Source organism: Ahrensia sp. 13_GOM-1096m, from assembly GCF_000620605.1.
GTDB classification, from domain to species: Bacteria; Pseudomonadota; Alphaproteobacteria; order Rhizobiales; family Rhizobiaceae; genus Ahrensia; species Ahrensia kielensis.
In genome coordinates this window covers 259,040-277,942 of the sequence record NZ_JIAX01000006.1, presented here as the reverse complement: position 1 = coordinate 277,942, position 18,903 = coordinate 259,040, and the positions used below count along the sequence as shown (strand labels likewise).

Annotated in this window: 23 protein-coding genes; 13 read left to right on the top strand and 10 right to left on the bottom strand. The window is 47.6% G+C overall.

Annotated elements, in window-relative coordinates:
* Nucleotides 1-23 precede the first annotated feature (23 nt).
* Together N530_RS0101705 and N530_RS0101700 are read right to left on the bottom strand one after the other, a co-directional pair.
* Nucleotides 24-1,451, bottom strand: coding sequence for an NAD(P)/FAD-dependent oxidoreductase (locus N530_RS0101705; protein ID WP_026479276.1), 1,428 nt, complete (start codon nt 1,449-1,451; stop codon nt 24-26).
* A gap of 47 nt (nt 1,452-1,498) precedes the next feature.
* The gene (locus N530_RS0101700; RefSeq protein ID WP_026479275.1) at nt 1,499-2,278 is read right to left on the bottom strand and encodes a TVP38/TMEM64 family protein; all 780 of its coding nucleotides are present in this window, start codon (nt 2,276-2,278) and stop codon (nt 1,499-1,501) included.
* A gap of 343 nt (nt 2,279-2,621) precedes the next feature.
* Here N530_RS0101700 and rpmH point away from each other — a divergent pair, with 343 nt between their 5' ends.
* The 6 genes from rpmH to argB all read left to right on the top strand — a co-directional run bounded on the left by rpmH (nt 2,622) and on the right by argB (nt 7,486).
* Nucleotides 2,622-2,762 (top strand): 50S ribosomal protein L34, encoded by a 141-nt coding sequence (gene rpmH, locus N530_RS0101695; protein ID WP_018688788.1) that lies wholly within the window; start codon nt 2,622-2,624, stop codon nt 2,760-2,762.
* 32 nt (nt 2,763-2,794) lie between these two features.
* Complete coding sequence (gene rnpA, locus N530_RS17245; RefSeq protein ID WP_051540695.1) at nt 2,795-3,199, top strand: ribonuclease P protein component; 405 nt, start codon at nt 2,795-2,797, stop codon at nt 3,197-3,199.
* A gap of 3 nt (nt 3,200-3,202) precedes the next feature.
* Nucleotides 3,203-5,044: a membrane protein insertase YidC gene (gene yidC / locus N530_RS0101685; protein WP_026479274.1), complete on the top strand. Its 1,842-nt coding sequence runs from the start codon at nt 3,203-3,205 to the stop codon at nt 5,042-5,044.
* 174 nt (nt 5,045-5,218) lie between these two features.
* Nucleotides 5,219-5,869: a CatB-related O-acetyltransferase gene (locus N530_RS0101680; RefSeq protein WP_026479273.1), complete on the top strand. Its 651-nt coding sequence runs from the start codon at nt 5,219-5,221 to the stop codon at nt 5,867-5,869.
* Nucleotides 5,866-6,534, top strand: a complete 669-nt coding sequence (yihA, locus tag N530_RS0101675) for a ribosome biogenesis GTP-binding protein YihA/YsxC (protein ID WP_018688792.1) — start codon at nt 5,866-5,868, stop codon at nt 6,532-6,534. Before N530_RS0101680 ends, yihA begins: the two co-directional genes overlap by 4 nt.
* Nucleotides 6,535-6,595: 61 nt before the next feature.
* Complete coding sequence (gene argB / locus N530_RS0101670) at nt 6,596-7,486, top strand: acetylglutamate kinase (RefSeq protein WP_026479272.1); 891 nt, start codon at nt 6,596-6,598, stop codon at nt 7,484-7,486.
* 6 nt (nt 7,487-7,492) lie between these two features.
* Here the strand turns inward: argB and N530_RS0101665 are convergent, their stop codons facing one another.
* Genes N530_RS0101665 through N530_RS0101655 form a run of 3 tightly spaced genes read right to left on the bottom strand, consistent with a single transcriptional unit; the run spans nt 7,493 to nt 9,574 of the window.
* Nucleotides 7,493-7,846: a YigZ family protein gene (locus N530_RS0101665; RefSeq protein ID WP_026479271.1), complete on the bottom strand. Its 354-nt coding sequence runs from the start codon at nt 7,844-7,846 to the stop codon at nt 7,493-7,495.
* 13 nt (nt 7,847-7,859) lie between these two features.
* Complete coding sequence (locus N530_RS17240; protein WP_051540694.1) at nt 7,860-8,612, bottom strand: GGDEF domain-containing protein; 753 nt, start codon at nt 8,610-8,612, stop codon at nt 7,860-7,862.
* Nucleotides 8,613-8,668: 56 nt separating this feature from the next.
* Nucleotides 8,669-9,574 carry an EamA family transporter gene (locus N530_RS0101655; protein WP_026479270.1) on the bottom strand — a complete coding sequence of 302 codons (906 nt, stop codon included), beginning with the start codon at nt 9,572-9,574 and terminating at the stop codon, nt 8,669-8,671.
* A 76-nt stretch (nt 9,575-9,650) separates the two neighbouring features.
* Here N530_RS0101655 and N530_RS0101650 point away from each other — a divergent pair, with 76 nt between their 5' ends.
* Nucleotides 9,651-10,355 carry a pyrimidine 5'-nucleotidase gene (locus N530_RS0101650; RefSeq protein ID WP_051540693.1) on the top strand — a complete coding sequence of 235 codons (705 nt, stop codon included), beginning with the start codon at nt 9,651-9,653 and terminating at the stop codon, nt 10,353-10,355.
* Between the two features lie 83 nt (nt 10,356-10,438).
* Here N530_RS0101650 and N530_RS0101645 read toward each other — a convergent pair whose 3' ends face one another.
* Together N530_RS0101645 and N530_RS0101640 are read right to left on the bottom strand one after the other, a co-directional pair.
* Entirely contained in the window at nt 10,439-10,654 is a 216-nt protein-coding gene (locus tag N530_RS0101645) for a hypothetical protein (protein ID WP_026479268.1), read from the bottom strand.
* A gap of 47 nt (nt 10,655-10,701) precedes the next feature.
* Entirely contained in the window at nt 10,702-11,544 is an 843-nt protein-coding gene (locus tag N530_RS0101640) for a TIGR00730 family Rossman fold protein (RefSeq protein ID WP_371179688.1), read from the bottom strand.
* Between the two features lie 162 nt (nt 11,545-11,706).
* Here N530_RS0101640 and dapD point away from each other — a divergent pair, with 162 nt between their 5' ends.
* The 5 genes from dapD to N530_RS18525 are packed head-to-tail and all read left to right on the top strand — an operon-like array spanning nt 11,707 to nt 15,342.
* Nucleotides 11,707-12,561, top strand: a complete 855-nt coding sequence (gene dapD / locus N530_RS0101635) for a 2,3,4,5-tetrahydropyridine-2,6-dicarboxylate N-succinyltransferase (RefSeq protein ID WP_026479266.1) — start codon at nt 11,707-11,709, stop codon at nt 12,559-12,561.
* 5 nt (nt 12,562-12,566) lie between these two features.
* Nucleotides 12,567-13,061 (top strand): DUF805 domain-containing protein, encoded by a 495-nt coding sequence (locus N530_RS0101630; protein WP_026479265.1) that lies wholly within the window; start codon nt 12,567-12,569, stop codon nt 13,059-13,061.
* 14 nt (nt 13,062-13,075) lie between these two features.
* Nucleotides 13,076-13,477 (top strand): DUF805 domain-containing protein, encoded by a 402-nt coding sequence (locus tag N530_RS0101625; RefSeq protein WP_162150923.1) that lies wholly within the window; start codon nt 13,076-13,078, stop codon nt 13,475-13,477.
* Nucleotides 13,478-13,522: 45 nt separating this feature from the next.
* Nucleotides 13,523-14,734 (top strand): succinyl-diaminopimelate desuccinylase, encoded by a 1,212-nt coding sequence (gene dapE, locus N530_RS0101620; protein ID WP_026479263.1) that lies wholly within the window; start codon nt 13,523-13,525, stop codon nt 14,732-14,734.
* The gene (locus N530_RS18525; RefSeq protein ID WP_026479262.1) at nt 14,731-15,342 is read left to right on the top strand and encodes a hypothetical protein; all 612 of its coding nucleotides are present in this window, start codon (nt 14,731-14,733) and stop codon (nt 15,340-15,342) included. Before dapE ends, N530_RS18525 begins: the two co-directional genes overlap by 4 nt.
* Here N530_RS18525 and truA read toward each other — a convergent pair.
* Genes truA through def form a run of 3 tightly spaced genes read right to left on the bottom strand, consistent with a single transcriptional unit; the run spans nt 15,339 to nt 17,558 of the window.
* Complete coding sequence (gene truA / locus N530_RS0101610; RefSeq protein WP_026479261.1) at nt 15,339-16,085, bottom strand: tRNA pseudouridine(38-40) synthase TruA; 747 nt, start codon at nt 16,083-16,085, stop codon at nt 15,339-15,341. The genes N530_RS18525 and truA overlap by 4 nt on opposite strands.
* Nucleotides 16,086-17,015 carry a methionyl-tRNA formyltransferase gene (fmt, locus tag N530_RS0101605; protein ID WP_026479260.1) on the bottom strand — a complete coding sequence of 310 codons (930 nt, stop codon included), beginning with the start codon at nt 17,013-17,015 and terminating at the stop codon, nt 16,086-16,088.
* Between the two features lie 21 nt (nt 17,016-17,036).
* Entirely contained in the window at nt 17,037-17,558 is a 522-nt protein-coding gene (gene def, locus N530_RS0101600) for a peptide deformylase (RefSeq protein ID WP_018688807.1), read from the bottom strand.
* Nucleotides 17,559-17,659: 101 nt separating this feature from the next.
* On the opposite strand from def, the gene N530_RS0101595 reads away from it, so the two are divergent.
* Entirely contained in the window at nt 17,660-18,886 is a 1,227-nt protein-coding gene (locus N530_RS0101595) for a DNA recombination protein RmuC (RefSeq protein ID WP_026479259.1), read from the top strand.
* Nucleotides 18,887-18,903: the final 17 nt, after the last annotated feature.

Sequence of the window (18,903 nt, the reverse complement as noted above, 5' to 3'; positions counted from 1 at the left end):
ATGTGCCGTTATTCAATTTAAACTTAACCAAACATGCGCAAGAAGCCAATGATACGGCGCACGAATGGTTTGCGTGTCATTGGAGCAGAAAATGATGTCGCTGCCCGTTTTGAAATTTCCGTCATTGTTGGATATGGCGCAATATAGCCACGCAAGTCCTGAACTTTCATCTTTTGCGACACGGCCAAGGAAAAGACATTGATCATCTCACCGGCGCCATGTCCGGCAATCGATGCGCCCAATATCCGGCCTTTTTTATTCGTAATGATTTTGACCAGACCTTCGGTCTTGCGTTCTGCTTGCGCTCTATCATTTTCAGCATAAGGCCAACGCAGAATGGTCACATCGCCGTTTCGTTTTCGTGCTGCTTCTTCATTGAGACCAACATGAGCCAACTCAGGATCAGTATAGGTTGCCCACGGAATAATATCGCGGTTCTCTTTGCCAGGTAAGCGGAACAAAATAGACTGAACAACAAGCCCTGCGTGATAACCAGCAACATGCGTAAACTGGAAACCACCGGCAACATCGCCAATCGCATAGACGCGCTTGTTGGATGTTCGAAGCGCGTTTGACACTTTGATGCCACTGCGCTCAAACTTAATCCCAGCCTTTTCAAGATCGAGACCGTTTATGTTTGCAGCGCGCCCTGTTGCGACCAAAATATGTGAACCAACAACGTCTTTGGTTCCATCTTCTGTCTCAACAGTAACTTTGATTGTTGTTTTGGTCTTTTGGGCGACTTCAACAACTTTTGTGCCCTCCATGATTTGAACGCCATCAGCACGGACATTGCGCAACACCACTTCGGCCAATTCAGGATCGTCTTTACCAAGCGCTTTGAACCCTTCAATGACGGTCACTTCGCTGCCTAAGCGGCGATGCGCTTGCGCCATCTCTATGCCGATTGGTCCGCCGCCAATGACGATCAAATGGGCAGGTCGGCGCGTTTGGTCAAACAGCGTCTCATTGGTCAAATATTCAACTGTATCCAGACCTGGAATTGGCGGCACAAAGGCTGATGATCCGGTTGCAACAACAAAGCGTCGCGCTTTAATCTCATAGTCTCCGGCGATTACAGTTTCTTTGTCGACAAATTTGCCATGCGCTTCGATAACTTTGACACCTAGCGCGGTAAAACGCTCGACAGAATCATTGGGTGCAATGGCGCCGATCACGCTGTGAATATGATCATGCACTTTTTTAAAGTTAACTTCCGGCTCGACTGATTTAATGCCGAATTTGTCGGCATGACGCATTGTGCTTGCGGCTTTACCAGCTGCAATGATGGCCTTGGAGGGTACGCAGCCATAATTCAGGCAATCGCCGCCCATTTTGCCGCTTTCGATCAATACGACTGAGACGCCAAAGGCCGCTGCAGCTGCTGCAACAGACAAACCACCTGATCCGCCGCCGATAACACAAATATCTGGTTTGATTACTTCAGTCATTTTCGTCCCCTTAATATAGAGCTTGCCGCTACATGTTTATTGAATACTCAATTCCGGCGGCGTAATTTTTTGACGATTGTTGGTATGACGGCAACAATTGCGAGTGCTGCAAATGCTAGTGTAATTTCTGTCGTCACCAAATCGGCAACGCTTGCTTCCTGCCCAGATTCTTGTGCGGCTATCAGTACGCTTTCGACCCCTTGGCCCAAATAAGCATAGGCAAAAACACCGGGTAAAATACCGATAAAAGTTCCGGCCACATAACTACGCAGTGGAACATTGAACAAAGCAGGTGCGATATTCATAATAAAGAACGGTAATATGGGCGCAATCCTCAAAACGATAAGATAGCTGAAAGCATTCTTCTCAAAACCATCGGCGAGGTTTTTAACTCTACCTCCAACTTTTTCTTTCAAGAAATCACCAAAAGCCGTTTTAGCCGCAATAAACAGAACGGTTGCACCCAGTGTTGCTGAAATAGCCACGACGATGCCGCCCACAAGCCAGCCAAACAAAAAGCCACCAAAAATCGTTAAAATAGAAGCTGCAGGAAATGAAAAGGCCGTTGCAACCGCATATAAAGCACCAAATGACAGCAAAGCTCTCACATAATTGGCTTCGACATAGGCGCTTAGCGCTTCACGTTGTTCTGCTAGAAAACTTAAACTGAAATATTCATTCAGCCCAAAAGCGTATCCAAGACCCAACCCGCCAACAATAACAGCGACAGGCAAATAGCGCTTCCAAGCTGCCGTTTTGGGCTTGGCAATCCCGTCGCCGCGAACGTCTTCTGCTTTTTGGGTCATAACCATTGATGTATCAGTCATTTCATCGTTCCCGCAACGTACTTGCGTTCCTGCTGTGCTTTATTGCCAATTGGAAATGCGGTTTTTTGTGATCAACAACAACCAACAAACACGTGAAGCGCGCGTTATCGAGCGGGATTCTCTATCTTCTCGTAATAATCGAGGGTGATATCTTGCTTTTTATCATCAAGGAATTGACCGCAAATCGATCAGATTGCATTGACAATCGGGTTTTGGTCGATCATAAGCCACCAACGATTGGGCTTAAGGGTCCGGCGGCAGCAAATATTGCGCCTACACCGGTCGATCTAGTCCTTCCAAGTAACAAGATTAGAGGTCATCGCTCAAGTGCGGTGAGATAGACATGTCAACGAAACGTACTTTTCAGCCTTCACGCCTTGTTCGCGCACGCCGTCACGGTTTCCGTTCGCGCATGGCAACAGCAGCTGGCCGCAATGTTTTGGCGCGTCGTCGCGCTAAAGGCCGTAAAAAGCTTTCTGCGTAATTTGTTTTACCGGCTTTGAGCAGCTTTAGGGCATGGCACAATCCGGAAAAGCGAAACACAACTTTCCTCACATGATGCGAAAGCGCGCTGAATTTCTCAGCGCGCGAAATGGCGCACGCGCCACAGCATGCGCTTTGCGCTGCGAAACGCATATCACTGACGAAAGCCGCGACCATCCGCGTATCGGCTTCACAGTGACAAAGAAAAATGGCAATGCCGTTAAGCGCAACCGTATCAAACGGCGTATGCGCGGTGCTATTCAAAGCATCAAGAACCTTAAAATGCGCAACGGCAATGATTATGTGCTTATTGCAAAGCCTAACGCTTTGACTGTGCCATTTGTCACATTGCAGTCAGACATTGCAGACCTCATACGAAAATCCCACAAGCGGCTCGACACTACCCCAGCTGCCCAAAATGCGAAACCGGACGTGTAAACCATGGATAATAACCGCAACCTCTTTTTGACTATCGCTCTGTCGGTCGGCATTTTGTCGCTTTGGCAGATTTTTTATGTCAATCCGCGCATCGAAGATCAGCGACAAGCCGAGATCGCGCAGCAGGCTGCTAACCCACAGACAACACCTTCGAGTACAGCAGCAGGTGACATTCCTGCCGGCAGCGCAACAAGTAACGCCGCATCAAACGGCGATATCCCGCAAGCTGCATCCGATTCTGCAGCAAATGGCATTGCAGACCGTGCGAGCGTATTGGCAAGCAGCGAACGCGTCGCAATTGATACAGACCTTCTAAAAGGTTCGATCAATCTTAAGGGCGCACGCTTTGACGACCTCTCGCTTAAAAATTACCATGTAACCGTTGATAAGAGCTCTCCAATTGTAGACGTGCTTACGCCCGCAGGCGCCGACCGCGCCTATATTGCTGAATTCGGCTATGCTGGTTTTGATGGCGCACCTGGCCCGAGCACGACTTGGACAGCTCCATCAGGCGCGACATTGACACCATCGTCTCCCGTTACACTGACGTATGAAGCACCGAACGGGCTGACATTTAACCGCACAATCGAAATTGATGATCAGTACCTGTTCACAATTACGGATGCTGTGGAAAACACTGGCGCGGAAGCTGTTTCAATTCAAAACTACGGTCGCACAACACGTTATTTCAAACCTGACACGGCTCCTATTTTCATTCTTCACGAAGGTATGGTCGGTGTAACGGGCGAAAAAGGCTTGTTGGAAACAACATTTTCAGAAATGGAAGATGACGGCTCCATCACGCCGGACAAATCGACAGATGGCTGGCTCGGCATTACCGATAAATACTGGGCAACAGCCCTTATTCCCGGTGGCGGCGGTGCGCAGACACCATTTCAGCCGCGCTATTCGTATTTCACACAAGGCACACCGCGCTATCAGTCTGACTATTTGACCGATGCCATTTCTGTTGAGGCAGGCGCCACAACAACGGTTAAGGCCCAGCTTTTTGCAGGCGCGAAAAAAACAAGCATCATTGATGCCTATGAAGACAGCCAAGGTATCCGTCAGTTTGAGCTGATGATTGACTGGGGCTGGTTCCACTTCATCACGAAGCCGCTTTTCACATATATCATGAACCCTTTGTATGAGTTGATCGGCAACTTTGGTATCGCCATTCTTCTTACAACGGTCATCGTGAAGGCAGTATTTTTTCCGCTCGCCAGCAAGTCTTACAAGTCTATGGCACGCATGAAAGTCATGCAGCCGAAAATGGCTGAAATTAAAGAGAAGTACGGCGACGATCGCGAAAAAATGCAAAAAGCGATGATGGAACTGTACAAGAAAGAAAAGATCAATCCGGTCGCAGGCTGTTGGCCAATGCTGGTCCAGATTCCTGTTTTCTTTGCGCTCTATAAAGTGATCTACATTACAATCGAAATGCGCCATGCGCCATTCTTCGGCTGGATACAGGATCTATCCGCACCAGACCCATCAAGCATCTGGGAGCTATTTGGCCTCATCCCATGGGGTGCAGCAGATGTTCTGCCACCATTTGTTCTTTTGGGTGTTTGGCCGATCCTTATGGGTATTACAATGTTCGTTCAAATGCAGATGAACCCTGCCCCACCGGACCCAACTCAGCAGATGATTTTCCGTTGGATGCCGATTGTGTTTACATTCATGCTTTCAACATTCCCTGCCGGTCTTGTAATCTATTGGGCTTGGAACAACACATTGTCTATTATTCAGCAGGGCTACATTATGAAGAAAAATGGCGCTGAAATCGCTTTGATGGACAATGTTAAAGCTATGTTCGGCAAAGGCAGCAGTAAGCCAAGTTAATTGCCTGCTACATCAAACGACATTGAAAGGCTGCCATTTTGGCGGCCTTTCTTGTTTTTAACATCATTTCATTTTATATGCTGAGCACAACAGGAGTAAGTGCAGTGAACAAATAAGCTCATATCCGCAATATTTGCGGGAATTTTGAAATCATATCTCAAATGGAGCTTTCTCATGCACGGCCCTAGCCCTGATACTTTGTACCCACTTGCGGGTTATTCCCGCACTTTGTTTCTCAAAAACTTTATTACCAAGCCCAACATCGACGTTGGCGACTATAGCTATTATGACGACCCTGATGGCGGCGAGCGTTTTGAAGAGAAAAATGTGCTGCACCATTATGATTTTTTGGGCGACAAACTCATCATCGGGAAATTCTGCGCAATAGCTTCTGGAACACGCTTCATCATGAATGGTGCAAACCACGCTATGAGCGGTTTCTCGACCTATCCGTTCAACATCTTTGCCAATGGCTGGGAAGTTGGTTTTGATCCGAAAGTCTGGACCGATGCCAGCCGCGGTGACACGGTGATCGGTAATGATGTATGGATCGGGATGGACTGTATGATTATGCCCGGCATTACGATTGGCGATGGAGCAATCATTGCATCCAATTCTGTCGTAACACGTGATATAGCGCCCTATATGATTGTGGGCGGCAATCCTGCAGAAACAATCAAACAAAGATTTGACAACGAGACCGTTGAAAAACTGACGAATATCGCTTGGTGGGACTGGCCTGCACATAAGATTTCTCAGAATCTCGACGCAATACGTGGCGGCGACCTTGATCTTTTACTCAAAGCGGCGAAAAGAGAAGCATGACCAACGATACAGAACTATCACGCGAAGCCGTTACTGCAGCCCTTAAGGCGCACGGCAACTGGGCTTTTGTTAAAGGCGTTCCATCTATGGAATTCTTACCGCCATTGGGACCACCGGAAATCGCATTTGCGGGCCGTTCCAATGTGGGCAAGTCCTCGCTCATAAATGCTTTAACAGGCAAGAACGGGCTGGCGCGTACATCGAACACGCCGGGCCGCACCCAAGAGCTCAACTTTTTCGTGCCAGAAGGTTTTTCTGGCGCGATGGATAATCTTCCGCCTTTGGCAGTTGTCGATATGCCCGGCTATGGCTATGCCAAAGCACCGATAGAAATGGTGGAGCGTTGGACTGAATTGGTGTTCGAATATATGCGCGGGCGCGTTACGCTCAAGCGTATCTTTTTGCTCATTGATGCGCGCCACGGCGTAAAGCAAAACGATCTTGATGCCATGAAGCTCATGGACAAAGCGGCCATGTCCTATCAAGTGGTCCTCACCAAGACCGATAAGGTCAAAGAACCAGCTATTCCGCGCATGATTGCCGAGACGCTTGAAAAGATCAAAAAAAGCCCTGCGGCATTTCCTGAAGTCATTGCAACCTCTTCGGAAAAATCTCGCGGTATGGATGATTTGCGTGAAGCGATAGCCAAAGCAATCAATCCATAGTGCTAGACGCACACACCGAACATCGCTATGAAATTTCCCGAAACGTTTATCGGATATCCCCATGACTGATCTCAGCGCACCAGAATTTGAAGCAGCCGTATTGGCGAAAGCCCTGCCTTTCATGCAGCGCTATGAGAACAAAACGATCGTTGTAAAATATGGCGGCCACGCCATGGGCGACAGCACCCTTGGCAAAGCCTTTGCACAAGACATCGCGCTGCTGAAACAATCAGGCGTCAACCCTGTTGTGGTTCATGGCGGCGGTCCGCAAATTGGCAAGATGCTCGAAAAAATGGGCATTGAGTCAAAATTTGAAGGCGGTTTGCGCGTTACAGATCAGGCAACTGTCGAGATCGTAGAGATGGTCCTTGCCGGCTCGATCAATAAAGAGATCGTGCAGCTTATCAATGAAGCTGGCGAATGGGCCATTGGGCTTTGCGGCAAAGACGGCAATATGGTTTTTGCTGAGAAGGCCAAGAAAACAATCATTGATCCTGACAGCAACATTGAACGTGTGCTTGATCTTGGCTTTGTTGGTGAACCAGTAGAGATTGACCACACCTTGCTCAATCTGCTTGCTAAATCAGAAATGATCCCCGTCATCGCGCCTGTTGCACCGGGCCGTGACGGCAACACTTACAACATCAATGCAGATACTTTCGCTGGTGCCATTGCCGGTTCAGCGCATGCCAAACGACTTTTGTTTTTAACGGATGTTCCAGGTGTTTTGGACAAGCAAGGCAACCTCATCAAAGAACTAACGGTCAGCCAAGCGGAAGCCTTGATTAAAGATGGCACGGCAACGGGCGGCATGATTCCAAAGATCGAAAATTGCATTCATGCGATCAAGGAAGGTGTCGAAGGCGTCGTGATTTTAAATGGTAAAGTCCCTCACGCCGTTCTTCTTGAACTTTTCACGGAGCATGGTGCAGGAACACTGATCGTACCTTAGGCAAACTTAAGTCGATAAGGTTGCCATATATTGGCGAACAGCTTCTTGAACATGGCGAAAGCGATCACCGCCAAGTTGTTTGCCGCCAAACCAGCGTGTCACGACAATGATATGATTGTGCAAATCTTCGCGTTCTAACATGCGCAGGATAACCATGCCCGCGCCGCTCTCACCATCATCGTTTTTCACAGGACCAGAATCGCAAATTAGGCCCCAAGTATTATGCGTTGCTTTCGCAAATTTCTTGTTGCGCTTTAATTCAGCAATGAATGTTTTTGCTTCTTCCGGTGTATGACACACCCCGCCAGAAACGGCGTATTTAGAGCCGCGATCCGTTATTATATTTTCAAGTATGATCAATTTTCTTTAAGGCTCAAGCGGCCATATCCATGCATACACAATTGCGGCCTTCGTTTTTTGCTTTGTACAATGTGCGGTCGGCACGTCTTACCAAATCTGTGGTTACACCTGTGTTTTCGGCTTGCGCTGCACCAATGCTCACGGTCAACTTTTGACGTATTTCAGGCACTGGATAAAATTCAATTTCCTCTATTGCAGCACGCAAACTTTCTGCAACGACTTGCACGCTTTCAGCCTTAATATCTCTGATGAACACAGCGAACTCTTCGCCGCCAATTCGGCCAACGATAACATCTTTATCTACAATCGTGCGCAAAACCTTCGACACCATGATAATGGCTTTATCGCCTTCAAGATGTCCAAATGTATCATTGATGAGTTTGAAGTGATCAATATCCAAAATGAGCATACTGGATGACTGATCAGAGAACGCCTCTTGCAGGCCATTCACTTTGGTAAAAAAAGCCTCGCGGTTGAGCAAGCCTGTCATAATATCCAATTGAGAATGCCGCCTTAGCTTTTCATGGGCATCTATTAATTGAACATGTAGCACTTCTTTTTCTTCGAGAGCTTGCCGGTACTTTTCCGACTGCTTCATAAAATAATATGAAACAGTTGAACCAATCGCATAGCAACCGATCACACTATTGATGAACATTGTCGGCTGATAGGTATCACCTGTTAAGGTCACAGTTCCCACAATCATAAAGACTGTGACAAGCAATGCTGCCGTACCTATCAAAAAAGCCTTTAGAATTATAGACATAACCTACCCTCTCTAAAGGTAAGCTAAATCAAAAATCTTAACGATTTTCCTTACATTTAGCGTGTTAATGCGAGAACAAGAACACCGCATACAATTAATAAGCATCCCGTGATTTCACGGCGGTTCATCTGCTCTTTGAACACAAAATATGATGTTGCAAATGCAAACAACATTTCGATTTGAGCAACCGCTTTAACAGCTGCTGCTTGCTCAAGCGTCATGGCTGTATACCAACCAAAAGAAGCAAGCGCGCCTACGAACCCAACCATCGCGCTGGTTTTCCATTTAACCGCAATTCGTTTGAAATCAGCTGGATCTTTAATGGCAATCCATAGCGCCATGATCAATGCTTGCAACGTTATAGCGACACAAAGCGTAACACCGCCTTGGACAAGAAAATTTGGACCACCAAGCGAAAGAGAGGCGCCGCGAAAAGACACAGCGGCAAGGCCAAACATTGCAGCTGAAGCTAAACCGATTTGAGCCTCGCGCTTTGTGACAGCTGTAGCAAGCGACCAAATACCAGCCTTTACATGTGCCATAGTAATCAGCAACACACCAAGAACTGATACGGCCACAGCAATGATAAGCGGCAATGTTGGTGTTTCCAAAAGCAATGCAAAACCGAACGCAGCGGCAAGGACAGGTTCAACGCGAATATAGGCAGAACCAACTGCAAAATTCCGCATTGCGAAAAGCATGATGAGCAGCACTTGGCCAAAAATTTGAGCCAATGCGGCAACAATGATCCAACCAAAAAATACGCCGTGCAAAACGGGGACTTCGGTGCCTGTTGCGGTAATCGCAATTGCTAAAAATATAAAAGCAAAAGGGACGCCAAAACCGAAACGTACAAAAGTTACACCTGCCGTTCCCATTTGCCCGCGAAGATGTTTTTGCAGGCTAGAGCGGATATTTTGGACAAAGGCCGCTGCGATCGTAATGAGAATCCAAATTTCCATGATCACTTATCTGCCGCACAAGAAAATTTGGCAATAGAGGCGTGGCAAATTGCTTTTCTCATGCCATATATGAGGAATGATAAAACCGACACACGCAGCAAAGCCAGAAGATTTCTCCCATGTTACCGAGTGGGTTTTTGATCTCGACAACACGCTTTACCCTCACCACACCAATCTGTTTTCTCAGATTGATGTGAAAATGACGGACTATGTATCGCGCATATTGCAGCTCCCTAGAGACGAAGCGCGCACATTACAAAAAAAATACTACCTTGAATATGGGACGACCCTGCGCGGTCTTATGGCAAACCATAAAGTTTCCGCTGATGAATTTCTAAACTATGTCCATGACATTGATTATTCATGGCTCGCCCCCAACCCTGAACTTGGCGAGGCGATAAAAGCTTTGCCGGGTCGCAAGTTGATTTTCACAAATGGTGATACCAAGCATGCCGAAAACACGGCAAGGCAGCTGGGTATTCTTGATCATTTCGATGAAATTTTCGATGTCGTTGCAGCCAACCTCGTCCCTAAGCCTGCGCGTGAAACCTACGATAAGTTCAAGGCGCTTCACCGCGTCGATACACAAAAAGCGGCGATGTTTGAGGATCTTGCGCGAAACCTTGAGGTGCCCAAAGAAATGGGCATGAAGACGGTTCTCATCGTTCCAAACAACTTCGAGCCAACATTCACAGAGCACTGGGAACATGATGGCTCAACAGATTATGTTGATTATACGACGGATGATTTGACGCAGTTCCTAAAAGCCATCGTCAAATAAAGGCAGCATAGGCAGCATAGGCAGCATAGGCAGCATAGGCAGCATAGGCAGCAAATAATTTGCTTTAGACTTGGTCAAGCTCTTTATCCACTGCTGCGCGCGCGTTTTGAACGTTCGCTCATGTCGACCAATCCATTTTCGCCGTCTTTGGCTTTTGTCTGCGCAGGTCTTTTTAAGATAATTTTGCGGTCAGTACTTTGCTTACCTGACTGCGCATCACGTCTTTGCTGCGCAGGTATTAGTTCATCATTTGCGTCTGACAATTCTGATTGCTGCTGAATAATCTTATCGGATGACATTTTTTGCTCCTTTGAAATAAAACGAGCAGCTAACGCAAAAGTTCCGCTTAAGAAGTAAGCTCGTAATAATCAGCAATGATCTTCCACGCTTCCTGCGCAGTATCGACAACATGGAAAAGATCCGGATCGTCCGGCGAAATTGTTCCTTGCTCGGCTAGGAATTGAAGATTGATAGCGTTGTCCCAGAAGGTTTTGCCAAACAGAATAAATGGCACTTTTTCCATTCGTCCTGTCTGTATCAATGTGAGCGCCTCAAACATCTCATCCATTGTGCCGAAGCCGCCCGGAAACACCGTGATCGCTTTAGCACGTAATAGAAAATGCATTTTGCGGATTGCAAAATAATGAAAGTTTAGGCTGAGCTCTGGCGTTACATACTCATTCGGGGCTTGTTCATGTGGCAGCACAATATTCAAGCCAATAGAGGGTGCACCAACATCATGAGCGCCGCGATTGCCCGCTTCCATGACGCCCGGACCGCCGCCCGTTACAACAACCATGTCGCTATAATCTGTTGTTGCTGAATGTTCAGAGCAGATGCGTGCAAATTTGCGCGCCTCTTCGTAATATTGAGCATTCGCTTCTAAATTCTTTTTCTGAACCTCGTTTTTTGCTGCCCATGCAGCCCCGCCCGGTTCTGGAATGCGTGCGCCGCCAAACATCACCACAGTGGACTTGATGCCTGCCTCTTCTAAAAGCATTTCTGGCTTTAGCAGTTCCAATTGAAGGCGGATTGGACGTAACTCTTCACGGCACAGAAATTCTGCATCATCAAATGCAAGACGATAAGCAGGCGAACGTGTCTGCGGCGTATCTGGCACCTCTTTAGCTCGAACACGGTCAACATGTGAGCCTGTAATCGGATCCCAGACATTATCTTTACGCTTAATCACCACTATTCCCCTTGTTTAGAATATCCATTGCTCGTTTTCGTTGATTTTCAACGACGCATTGAATACCAATCGCCCATCTTGAATTTTTAAGGCTTGCTCAGCTTGCCCTTTTAAACCTTAACAGTTCACATGCACGTGAAAAGTAAAATGGAAGTTACAATGTCCAACTCAGAACTAATCGCCTTGGAAAAAACTATTGAATCCGCGTTTGATGCGCGAGACGAAATCAATGTGAACACGCAGGGCGAGGTTCGTGATGCGGTCAATTCAGCGATGAATTTGCTGGATAGCGGCAAAGCCCGCGTTGCATCGCGCGGCGATGAGGGCAATTGGGTTGTGCATCAATGGCTGAAAAAAGCTGTCCTTCTTTCTTTCCGTTTGAATGACATGGAAGTCATCATGGGCGGCAATGGCCAGTCCACATGGTGGGACAAAGTGCCATCTAAGTTTGAAGGATGGGATGCCAACCAGTTCCGTGCAGCAGGGTTTCGCGCTGTTCCCGGTTCTATCGTTCGCCGTGGCTCATATGTCGGCAAGAACGTTGTGCTGATGCCTTCTTTCGTTAATCTTGGCGCTTATGTTGATGAAGGCTCCATGGTTGATGGCTGGGCAACAGTTGGTTCTTGCGCCCAAATCGGCAAAAACGTTCACCTCTCTGGCGGCGTTGGTATCGGCGGTGTTTTGGAGCCGCTTCAAGCTGGACCAACCATTATTGAAGATAATTGCTTTATTGGCGCACGTTCTGAAGTTGTTGAAGGCTGTATCATCCGCGAAGGCTCTGTACTTGGCATGGGCGTTTACATCGGCCAATCAACAAAAATCGTAAACCGAGCGACTGGCGAAATTTCCTATGGCGAAGTACCGCCGTACTCAGTTGTTGTTGCAGGAACAATGCCGGGCAAAAACTTGCCAAACGGCGAGCCTGGCCCAAGCTTATATTGTGCCGTTATTGTTAAAACTGTCGACGAGAAAACCCGCTCAAAAACGGGCATCAACGAACTTTTACGGGACTGATTAAGATGGGCGACCTTCTCTTTTCTTTTGTCGGACGCATGCGGCGTATCCAATACGTCATCAGCATCATCTGCGTTGCTGTGGCACTGGCTGGCGTTTTTGCCGTTCAACAAAAGTTAGGAGATTGGAAGTTCGCTGGAATTTTCATCACAACACTCTCTGTTGTGCCTGTGATTATCTATCTTGCAGGCACAACGCGCCGCTTCAAAGACCGTGGCCGTCACCCGCTGCTTGGGTTTTTCTTTTACTTTGTGCTGCCCGCCGCAATTTTATTTGGCGCGCAGCAGGCATTAGGCGACACGCCACTGATTAATCCCGAAACATTTATCGCCGATGCAAAGGCGCTAATGAGCCAGACGCAATGGCCCAAGCAAGATTTAATCCGCTGGATTTCGATTGGTGTGGCAGCCTTATTCATACTAATTGGTCAAGTCAGTTTGTTTTTGGGGCGCGGAACAAAAGGTCCGAATGTTTTCGACGCCGAAACTTCAAAACCGTAAATTCAGGTATGCAAATGACCTCTCTCAATCATCCACTATCTGTTAAATGGCTCCTGTTTAGTTTTCGTGGGCGCATAGGTCGCAAATCGTTTCTGCTTGCCGCTTTGTTTTTGATGTTAATTCAGTTGGCCTTGCTTAGCTTTGCAGTGTCTTTGTACGGCAATGGTGTTGAAGACGATAGCGCACAGGCGGGCGCTGCTCTATTCGGCGCGGTTTTTCTTATTTCTTGGGTGGTCATGGCTTTCTCGCTTTTGGCACTAACAGTCAAACGGCTCCATGATTTGAGCTTACCAGCCATTTTAGGTGTGACGCTGCTCATTCCGGGCATTGCATTTTTTGCATGGTTGTTTCTTGCAATCGCCCCATCCAAGCAGGAAACCAATGAGCATGGACCAGTGCCATTTCCGCGCAAATGAAATCAGGCGATTGACGCACATTGCGTGCGGCTTTACATCCATCGCATGACCCAAAACACGACCGATCCTATTGCTGTTCTTAGAACACTTATTCAATGTCCATCCGTCACGCCTGATGAAGGCGGTGCGCTGTCTGCATTAACAGACATGCTTTCGCCTATGGGGTTTTCGATTGAGCGTCCCGTATTTAGCGACGAAGACACACCCGACATTGAAAATCTTTATGCGCTGCTTTCTGGCAATGGCCCTCACCTCATGTTTGCTGGGCACACGGATGTTGTACCTGTTGGCGATGAAGCGGCATGGACTAATCCACCGTTCAGCGCAGCAATAAAAGATGGCATGATGTATGGCCGCGGCGCAGTCGACATGAAGGGCGGCATTGCCTGTTTTGTCGCTGCTCTTGCGCGCTATGTGGAAAAACACGGCAATCCTTCTGGCTCGATTTCCTTTTTGATAACGGGCGATGAAGAAGGTCCAGCCATTAACGGGTCTAAGAAATTGCTCGAATGGGCTGCAGCAAAAGGCGAGACATGGGATGGCTGTATCTTAGGTGAGCCAACCAACCCTGACACAATGGGCGACATGATGAAAATCGGGCGTCGAGGTTCTCTGTCAGGCACATTGCGCATTAACGGAACACAAGGCCATACGGCTTATCCCCATCTGGCTGATAACCCGACACGTAGTCTTGTATCATTGCTTGATGCGCTGCTTTATCCAGCGTTTGATGAAGGAACAGAGAACTTCCAACCCAGCAATATCGAGGTCAATATGCTGGATGTTGTCGGCGGCGCAATCAATGTCATCCCGGCCAAAGCAAGCGCGGTGTTCAACATACGCTTTAATGACACATGGAATGTTGATACACTCAAAGCGGAGATTGAACGCCGTTTGAACGCAGCTGCCAAAGACAGAAAACTACGCCCAACAAAAAACAACGACACTGTTTTCGACATCGAATGGCGTGAGCAGCCAAGCCATGTATTTTTAACGCGTGACGATGCGCTTATTGATACATTGGGAAAAAGCGTGGAGAAGATTACCGGACGCTTCCCAGAACAGTCGACCACCGGCGGCACCTCTGATGCACGGTTCATCAAAGATTATTGCCCCGTGATTGAGTTCGGCCTTGTTGGCCAAACCATGCACAAGGTCGATGAATGTGTTGCGGTTGACGATCTGGAAACATTGACGCGAATTTATGAGCAATTTATCGGCGACTGGTTTTTGGCCGCCACTTCAAAGGCTACATGATGATCAGTCTCGATTATGCATTTTATCATATCGAACGCGTGCTTCGAATGATGCGCGGTGATGCAAACGCGCTTGATGAAATGGACATATCGACAGATGGTTTTTGGCGCTCATTCGGCACGATTATATTTGCATTGCCTGCGCTATTTTTTATGTGGGTCGAAAGCAGTCAGGAGTTGATTTCTCAAGGTTCTGATTTGCAGATGGGACAAATCTTCATACGGAGAATTCCAATAGACATTATTTCTTGGGTTTTGCCGTTTGCATTCTACCCAGTTGTCTTGAAATTTTTAAACCGTCCGCATCGTTACTCGCATCTTGTCATCGCCATTAATTGGTCGAATCTGGTGCTTTATTACGTTTTCGCAGCTATTATTCTGATTTCGTTTTTTCTTCCAAAAACAGAAGCAATTACCGTAACTTTAGGTTTTTTGATGATCGCGACATTGATCGCTTCTATCGTCGTTGTGACGCACGTTATCAAAATCAGTTTGAATGCTTCAGCTGGACTTGCAGCGGCATTTGTCATTATCGAGATTATCGTGCTTTACACGCTGGTCTATAATGTTGAGGGCTTGCTTGGACTGCACGTGCCAGCGCTGCTTTAGTCGTAATCGACTTGCATTAAATAAAGACCGCATGATGGGGCGAGCGCTCCGCAACGCTGATGATCTTTGGCTTCGAGCGCTGCGACCAAATCGGTGGAAGTCCATTTTCCATCACCAACAAGTTTAAGCGCGCCGACCATAGAACGCACCTGATTATGCAGGAAGCTACGTGCAAAAACTTCAAAGAAAATGTCATTGCCCTGCCGTGTCACATTCAGCCGATCCAGAGTTTTTATCGGTGATTGCGCCTGACAGTGAACTGCGCGAAACGTTGTGAAATCATGCGTGCCGAGCAAGTTTTGTGCAGCCTCATGCATCGCGTTTTCATCAAGGTGGCGACGCACCCACCAGCCACGATTGCGGGCAAGTGCAATTGGCGCTTCTTGATTGATGATGCGGTAGCGGTAATGCCGTGCCTTGGCGGAGAACCGCGCATGAAATTTTTCCGTCATTTTTTCAGCAGACAGAATCGAGACCGGCTCACCGTTTTGTAATAAATAAGAATTGATGGCGTCACGAACCGTTTTTTCCGGCCAATCTTTCGTCAAATCAGCGTGGCAAATTTGACCAAGACCGTGAACACCTGCGTCCGTGCGTCCGGCGACCTGCATCGTAATATCTTCTTTGCAGAAACGCGCAATTGCTTCTTCTATTACCGCTTGCACACCACGTCCGTTTTTCTGGCGTTGCCAGCCGACATAGGGTGTGCCGTCATACTCAACAGTGAGTTTGTAGCGTGGCATTTAGCGCACGCCTTCTACTGGTGCGCCGCGCAAAAATTCTGCCGCAGCCATCGCTTTCGATCCAGCTTTTTGCAAAGTTGTAATAATCACCGCGCCTGATGCACATCCAATCACAAGGCCGCGCTCGTCACTTGTCGTTTTTGCTTGTGCAATTTCAAGCTCTGGATCAACAATAGATCGCAGTAGTTTTACGCGCTCCCACTTGCCTGCAATATGCATTTCGCACCAAGCGCCTGGAAACGGCGCTAACCCGCGAATGAGATTATGGGTTGTTTGCGCATCCAGTGAAAAATCAATATGGGCCTCTGCCTTATCAATCTTGGCTGCATATTCCACACCTTCTGTCGGCTGTTCTTTTAGGTGCAAACTGCCGCGCTCAAGCGCTGACATTGCGCGTGTCATCAGATCGGCACCCAAGATAGAGAGTGTGTCGTGAAGTTCGCCCGCGGTTATATTCTCGCCGATAGCAACGCGTTCGCCCATTGCGATATCGCCAGTATCAAGCCCCTTATCCATTTTCATGACCATCATGCCCGTATGGCTGTCACCGGCCATGATCGCACGTTGGATTGGCGCAGCACCGCGCCAGCGCGGTAACAAAGAGGCATGGCCATTATAACAACCATATTCGGTGCCTGACAAAATGGCTTCCGGTAACAAAAGACCATAAGCAACGACAACGGCAACATCGGCGTTGAGATCAGCAAATGCTTGCGCTTGCTCATCATTCTTAAGCGATGTTGGCGTGCGCACTTCAATTCCAAGCTTTTCAGCAGCTTCATGAACTGGCGATTTTTTAAGCTCAAGTCCACGGCGACCAGCCGGACGCGGTGGCTGCGAATAACAGGCAACAATTTCATGGCCATGCTCAACCAATGCCAACAATGTTGGCACGGAAAAATCTGGCGTACCCATAAAGATAATTCGCATGGTGCGCTCTTCTGCTTTGGCTTAGATTTTCGGTTCGCGTTGTTTCGACAACTTCTTAAATTTCCGGATCACCATTTCACGCTTTAATTTTGACAGATGATCAATGAACAATGTTCCATCAAGGTGATCTATTTCGTGCTGCAGAACGGTTGCCAACATGCCGTCAGCTTCAATCAGCTGCTGCTTACCAGTCAGATCAATATACTCAACGGTCACTTCTGCTGGCCGCTCAACTTCTGCATAGATATCAGGAATTGAAAGACAGCCCTCTTCATAAACATTGGGCGTATCGGATGATTTGACGATAGATGGATTGATAAACACCTGCGGATTGGGTTCATCATCTTTACCTGCCACATCAATCACCAACATTCGACGCGCTTCACCAACTTGAATCGCAGCAAGGCCAACGCCCGGCGCGTCATACATTGTCTCCAACATATTGTCGGCAAATTTGCGCAAATCATCATCGACGCGTTCGACCAGTTTTGATTTCTGGCGCAGGATAGGATCAGGTATTATAACGAGCGGTAATATGGACATGGGCTTCACGTAAAGTTTCGCGTTTGAAACGTCAATATCGGGAGAAGTACCTGTTCGTCTATAGGCATTACCGCGAGACGCGAATCACGTAAGCTGAAAACATGGATATTACACGCATATTTGAACAAACAGCTTTCATGATCGGCAATATGGCGATCACTTTCGGGCAGTTAGCAATAACAAGCGCTTGCCTTTTAGGCATGCTGTTACTGTTTTTGATCATCGCAACTCGTCGCGCTTCAAAAATACGTCTAGCGGAGATCGAAGCATCCCGGCTTCGTGCCATAGAAGCTGAAGCGCGTGTCGCAGATATTTTAAAAAGTCAGGCAGAGATGCAGGGGCGCCTTTCTACGATTGCCGAAGTTTTTGGCTCGCGCCAAAGCGAACTTAATGAGTCCATCAATACGCGGCTTGAATCTATGACAACGCGCCTTGGTGCTTCGATGAGCGAACAGCAAAAATCGACGCATGAAAATTTGAGCAAATTACAAGAGCGGCTCGCTGTTATCGACAAAGCGCAAGATAACATTAGCCAACTGGCTGGCAATGTTGTCGAGCTTCAGTCCATTCTTTCCAACAAGCAAACACGCGGTGCCTTTGGTCAAAGCCGTATGGAAACGATTATTGCTGACGGCTTGCCGATGGGCGCATTTGAATTTCAAACGACGTTATCAAATGGCAACCGCCCTGATTGTACGATCAAAATGCCGAACGATGCGCCCGATTTGGTTATTGATGCTAAATTTCCATTGGAAAGCTGGAACGCCATACGCAAAGCCGAAGACAGTGCGACAGTAGATCACCATGCGCGCCAATTCCGTAATGATATGGATGCGCACATCAAAGCCATATCCAGCAAATATTTAATTGCTGGCGAAACACAGGATACAGCATTTTTGTTTGTGCCGTCGGAAAGCATATTTGCCGATATTCATGAACACCACGAAACAATCGTTCATAAGGCGCATAAGGCACGTATCGTTATCGTTTCGCCATCACTGCTCATGCTTTCCATTCAGGTCATTCAAGCACTTTTAAAAGATGCCCGCATGCGCGAGCAGGCGCATTTAATTCAGACCGAAGTTATGCGTCTCATGGAAGATCTTGGCCGTCTCGATGACCGCGTTCACAAATTGCAAAATCACTTTGGTCAGGCAAACAAGGATATCGACGATATTCTCGTATCCACGGGCAAGCTTACAAAACGCGGGCAACGGATCGAAGGTTTAGAGTTCAAATCAACGCCGGTTGAAGATAAGAGCGAAGAGAAAACTGCTTCTAGCAAAACTGGCCATTTGCGTTTGCGTGTTGTAGACGGCGATGACTAATTTACTCCTTGTTTCAT

Excerpts from the sequence above, each read along its gene's own strand:
- N530_RS0101705 (WP_026479276.1), bottom strand. The coding sequence starts at position 1,451 with ATGACTGAAGTAATCAAACCAGATATTTGTGTTATCGGCGGCGGATCA.
- N530_RS0101700 (WP_026479275.1), bottom strand. The coding sequence starts at position 2,278 with ATGACTGATACATCAATGGTTATGACCCAAAAAGCAGAAGACGTTCGC.
- rpmH (WP_018688788.1), top strand. The coding sequence starts at position 2,622 with ATGTCAACGAAACGTACTTTTCAGCCTTCACGCCTTGTTCGCGCACGC.
- rnpA (WP_051540695.1), top strand. The coding sequence starts at position 2,795 with ATGGCACAATCCGGAAAAGCGAAACACAACTTTCCTCACATGATGCGA.
- yidC (WP_026479274.1), top strand. The coding sequence starts at position 3,203 with ATGGATAATAACCGCAACCTCTTTTTGACTATCGCTCTGTCGGTCGGC.
- N530_RS0101680 (WP_026479273.1), top strand. The coding sequence starts at position 5,219 with ATGCACGGCCCTAGCCCTGATACTTTGTACCCACTTGCGGGTTATTCC.
- yihA (WP_018688792.1), top strand. The coding sequence starts at position 5,866 with ATGACCAACGATACAGAACTATCACGCGAAGCCGTTACTGCAGCCCTT.
- argB (WP_026479272.1), top strand. The coding sequence starts at position 6,596 with ATGACTGATCTCAGCGCACCAGAATTTGAAGCAGCCGTATTGGCGAAA.
- N530_RS17240 (WP_051540694.1), bottom strand. The coding sequence starts at position 8,612 with ATGTCTATAATTCTAAAGGCTTTTTTGATAGGTACGGCAGCATTGCTT.
- N530_RS0101655 (WP_026479270.1), bottom strand. The coding sequence starts at position 9,574 with ATGGAAATTTGGATTCTCATTACGATCGCAGCGGCCTTTGTCCAAAAT.
- N530_RS0101650 (WP_051540693.1), top strand. The coding sequence starts at position 9,651 with ATGATAAAACCGACACACGCAGCAAAGCCAGAAGATTTCTCCCATGTT.
- N530_RS0101645 (WP_026479268.1), bottom strand. The coding sequence starts at position 10,654 with ATGTCATCCGATAAGATTATTCAGCAGCAATCAGAATTGTCAGACGCA.
- dapD (WP_026479266.1), top strand. The coding sequence starts at position 11,707 with ATGTCCAACTCAGAACTAATCGCCTTGGAAAAAACTATTGAATCCGCG.
- N530_RS0101630 (WP_026479265.1), top strand. The coding sequence starts at position 12,567 with ATGGGCGACCTTCTCTTTTCTTTTGTCGGACGCATGCGGCGTATCCAA.
- N530_RS0101625 (WP_162150923.1), top strand. The coding sequence starts at position 13,076 with ATGACCTCTCTCAATCATCCACTATCTGTTAAATGGCTCCTGTTTAGT.
- dapE (WP_026479263.1), top strand. The coding sequence starts at position 13,523 with ATGACCCAAAACACGACCGATCCTATTGCTGTTCTTAGAACACTTATT.
- N530_RS18525 (WP_026479262.1), top strand. The coding sequence starts at position 14,731 with ATGATGATCAGTCTCGATTATGCATTTTATCATATCGAACGCGTGCTT.
- truA (WP_026479261.1), bottom strand. The coding sequence starts at position 16,085 with ATGCCACGCTACAAACTCACTGTTGAGTATGACGGCACACCCTATGTC.
- fmt (WP_026479260.1), bottom strand. The coding sequence starts at position 17,015 with ATGCGAATTATCTTTATGGGTACGCCAGATTTTTCCGTGCCAACATTG.
- def (WP_018688807.1), bottom strand. The coding sequence starts at position 17,558 with ATGTCCATATTACCGCTCGTTATAATACCTGATCCTATCCTGCGCCAG.
- N530_RS0101595 (WP_026479259.1), top strand. The coding sequence starts at position 17,660 with ATGGATATTACACGCATATTTGAACAAACAGCTTTCATGATCGGCAAT.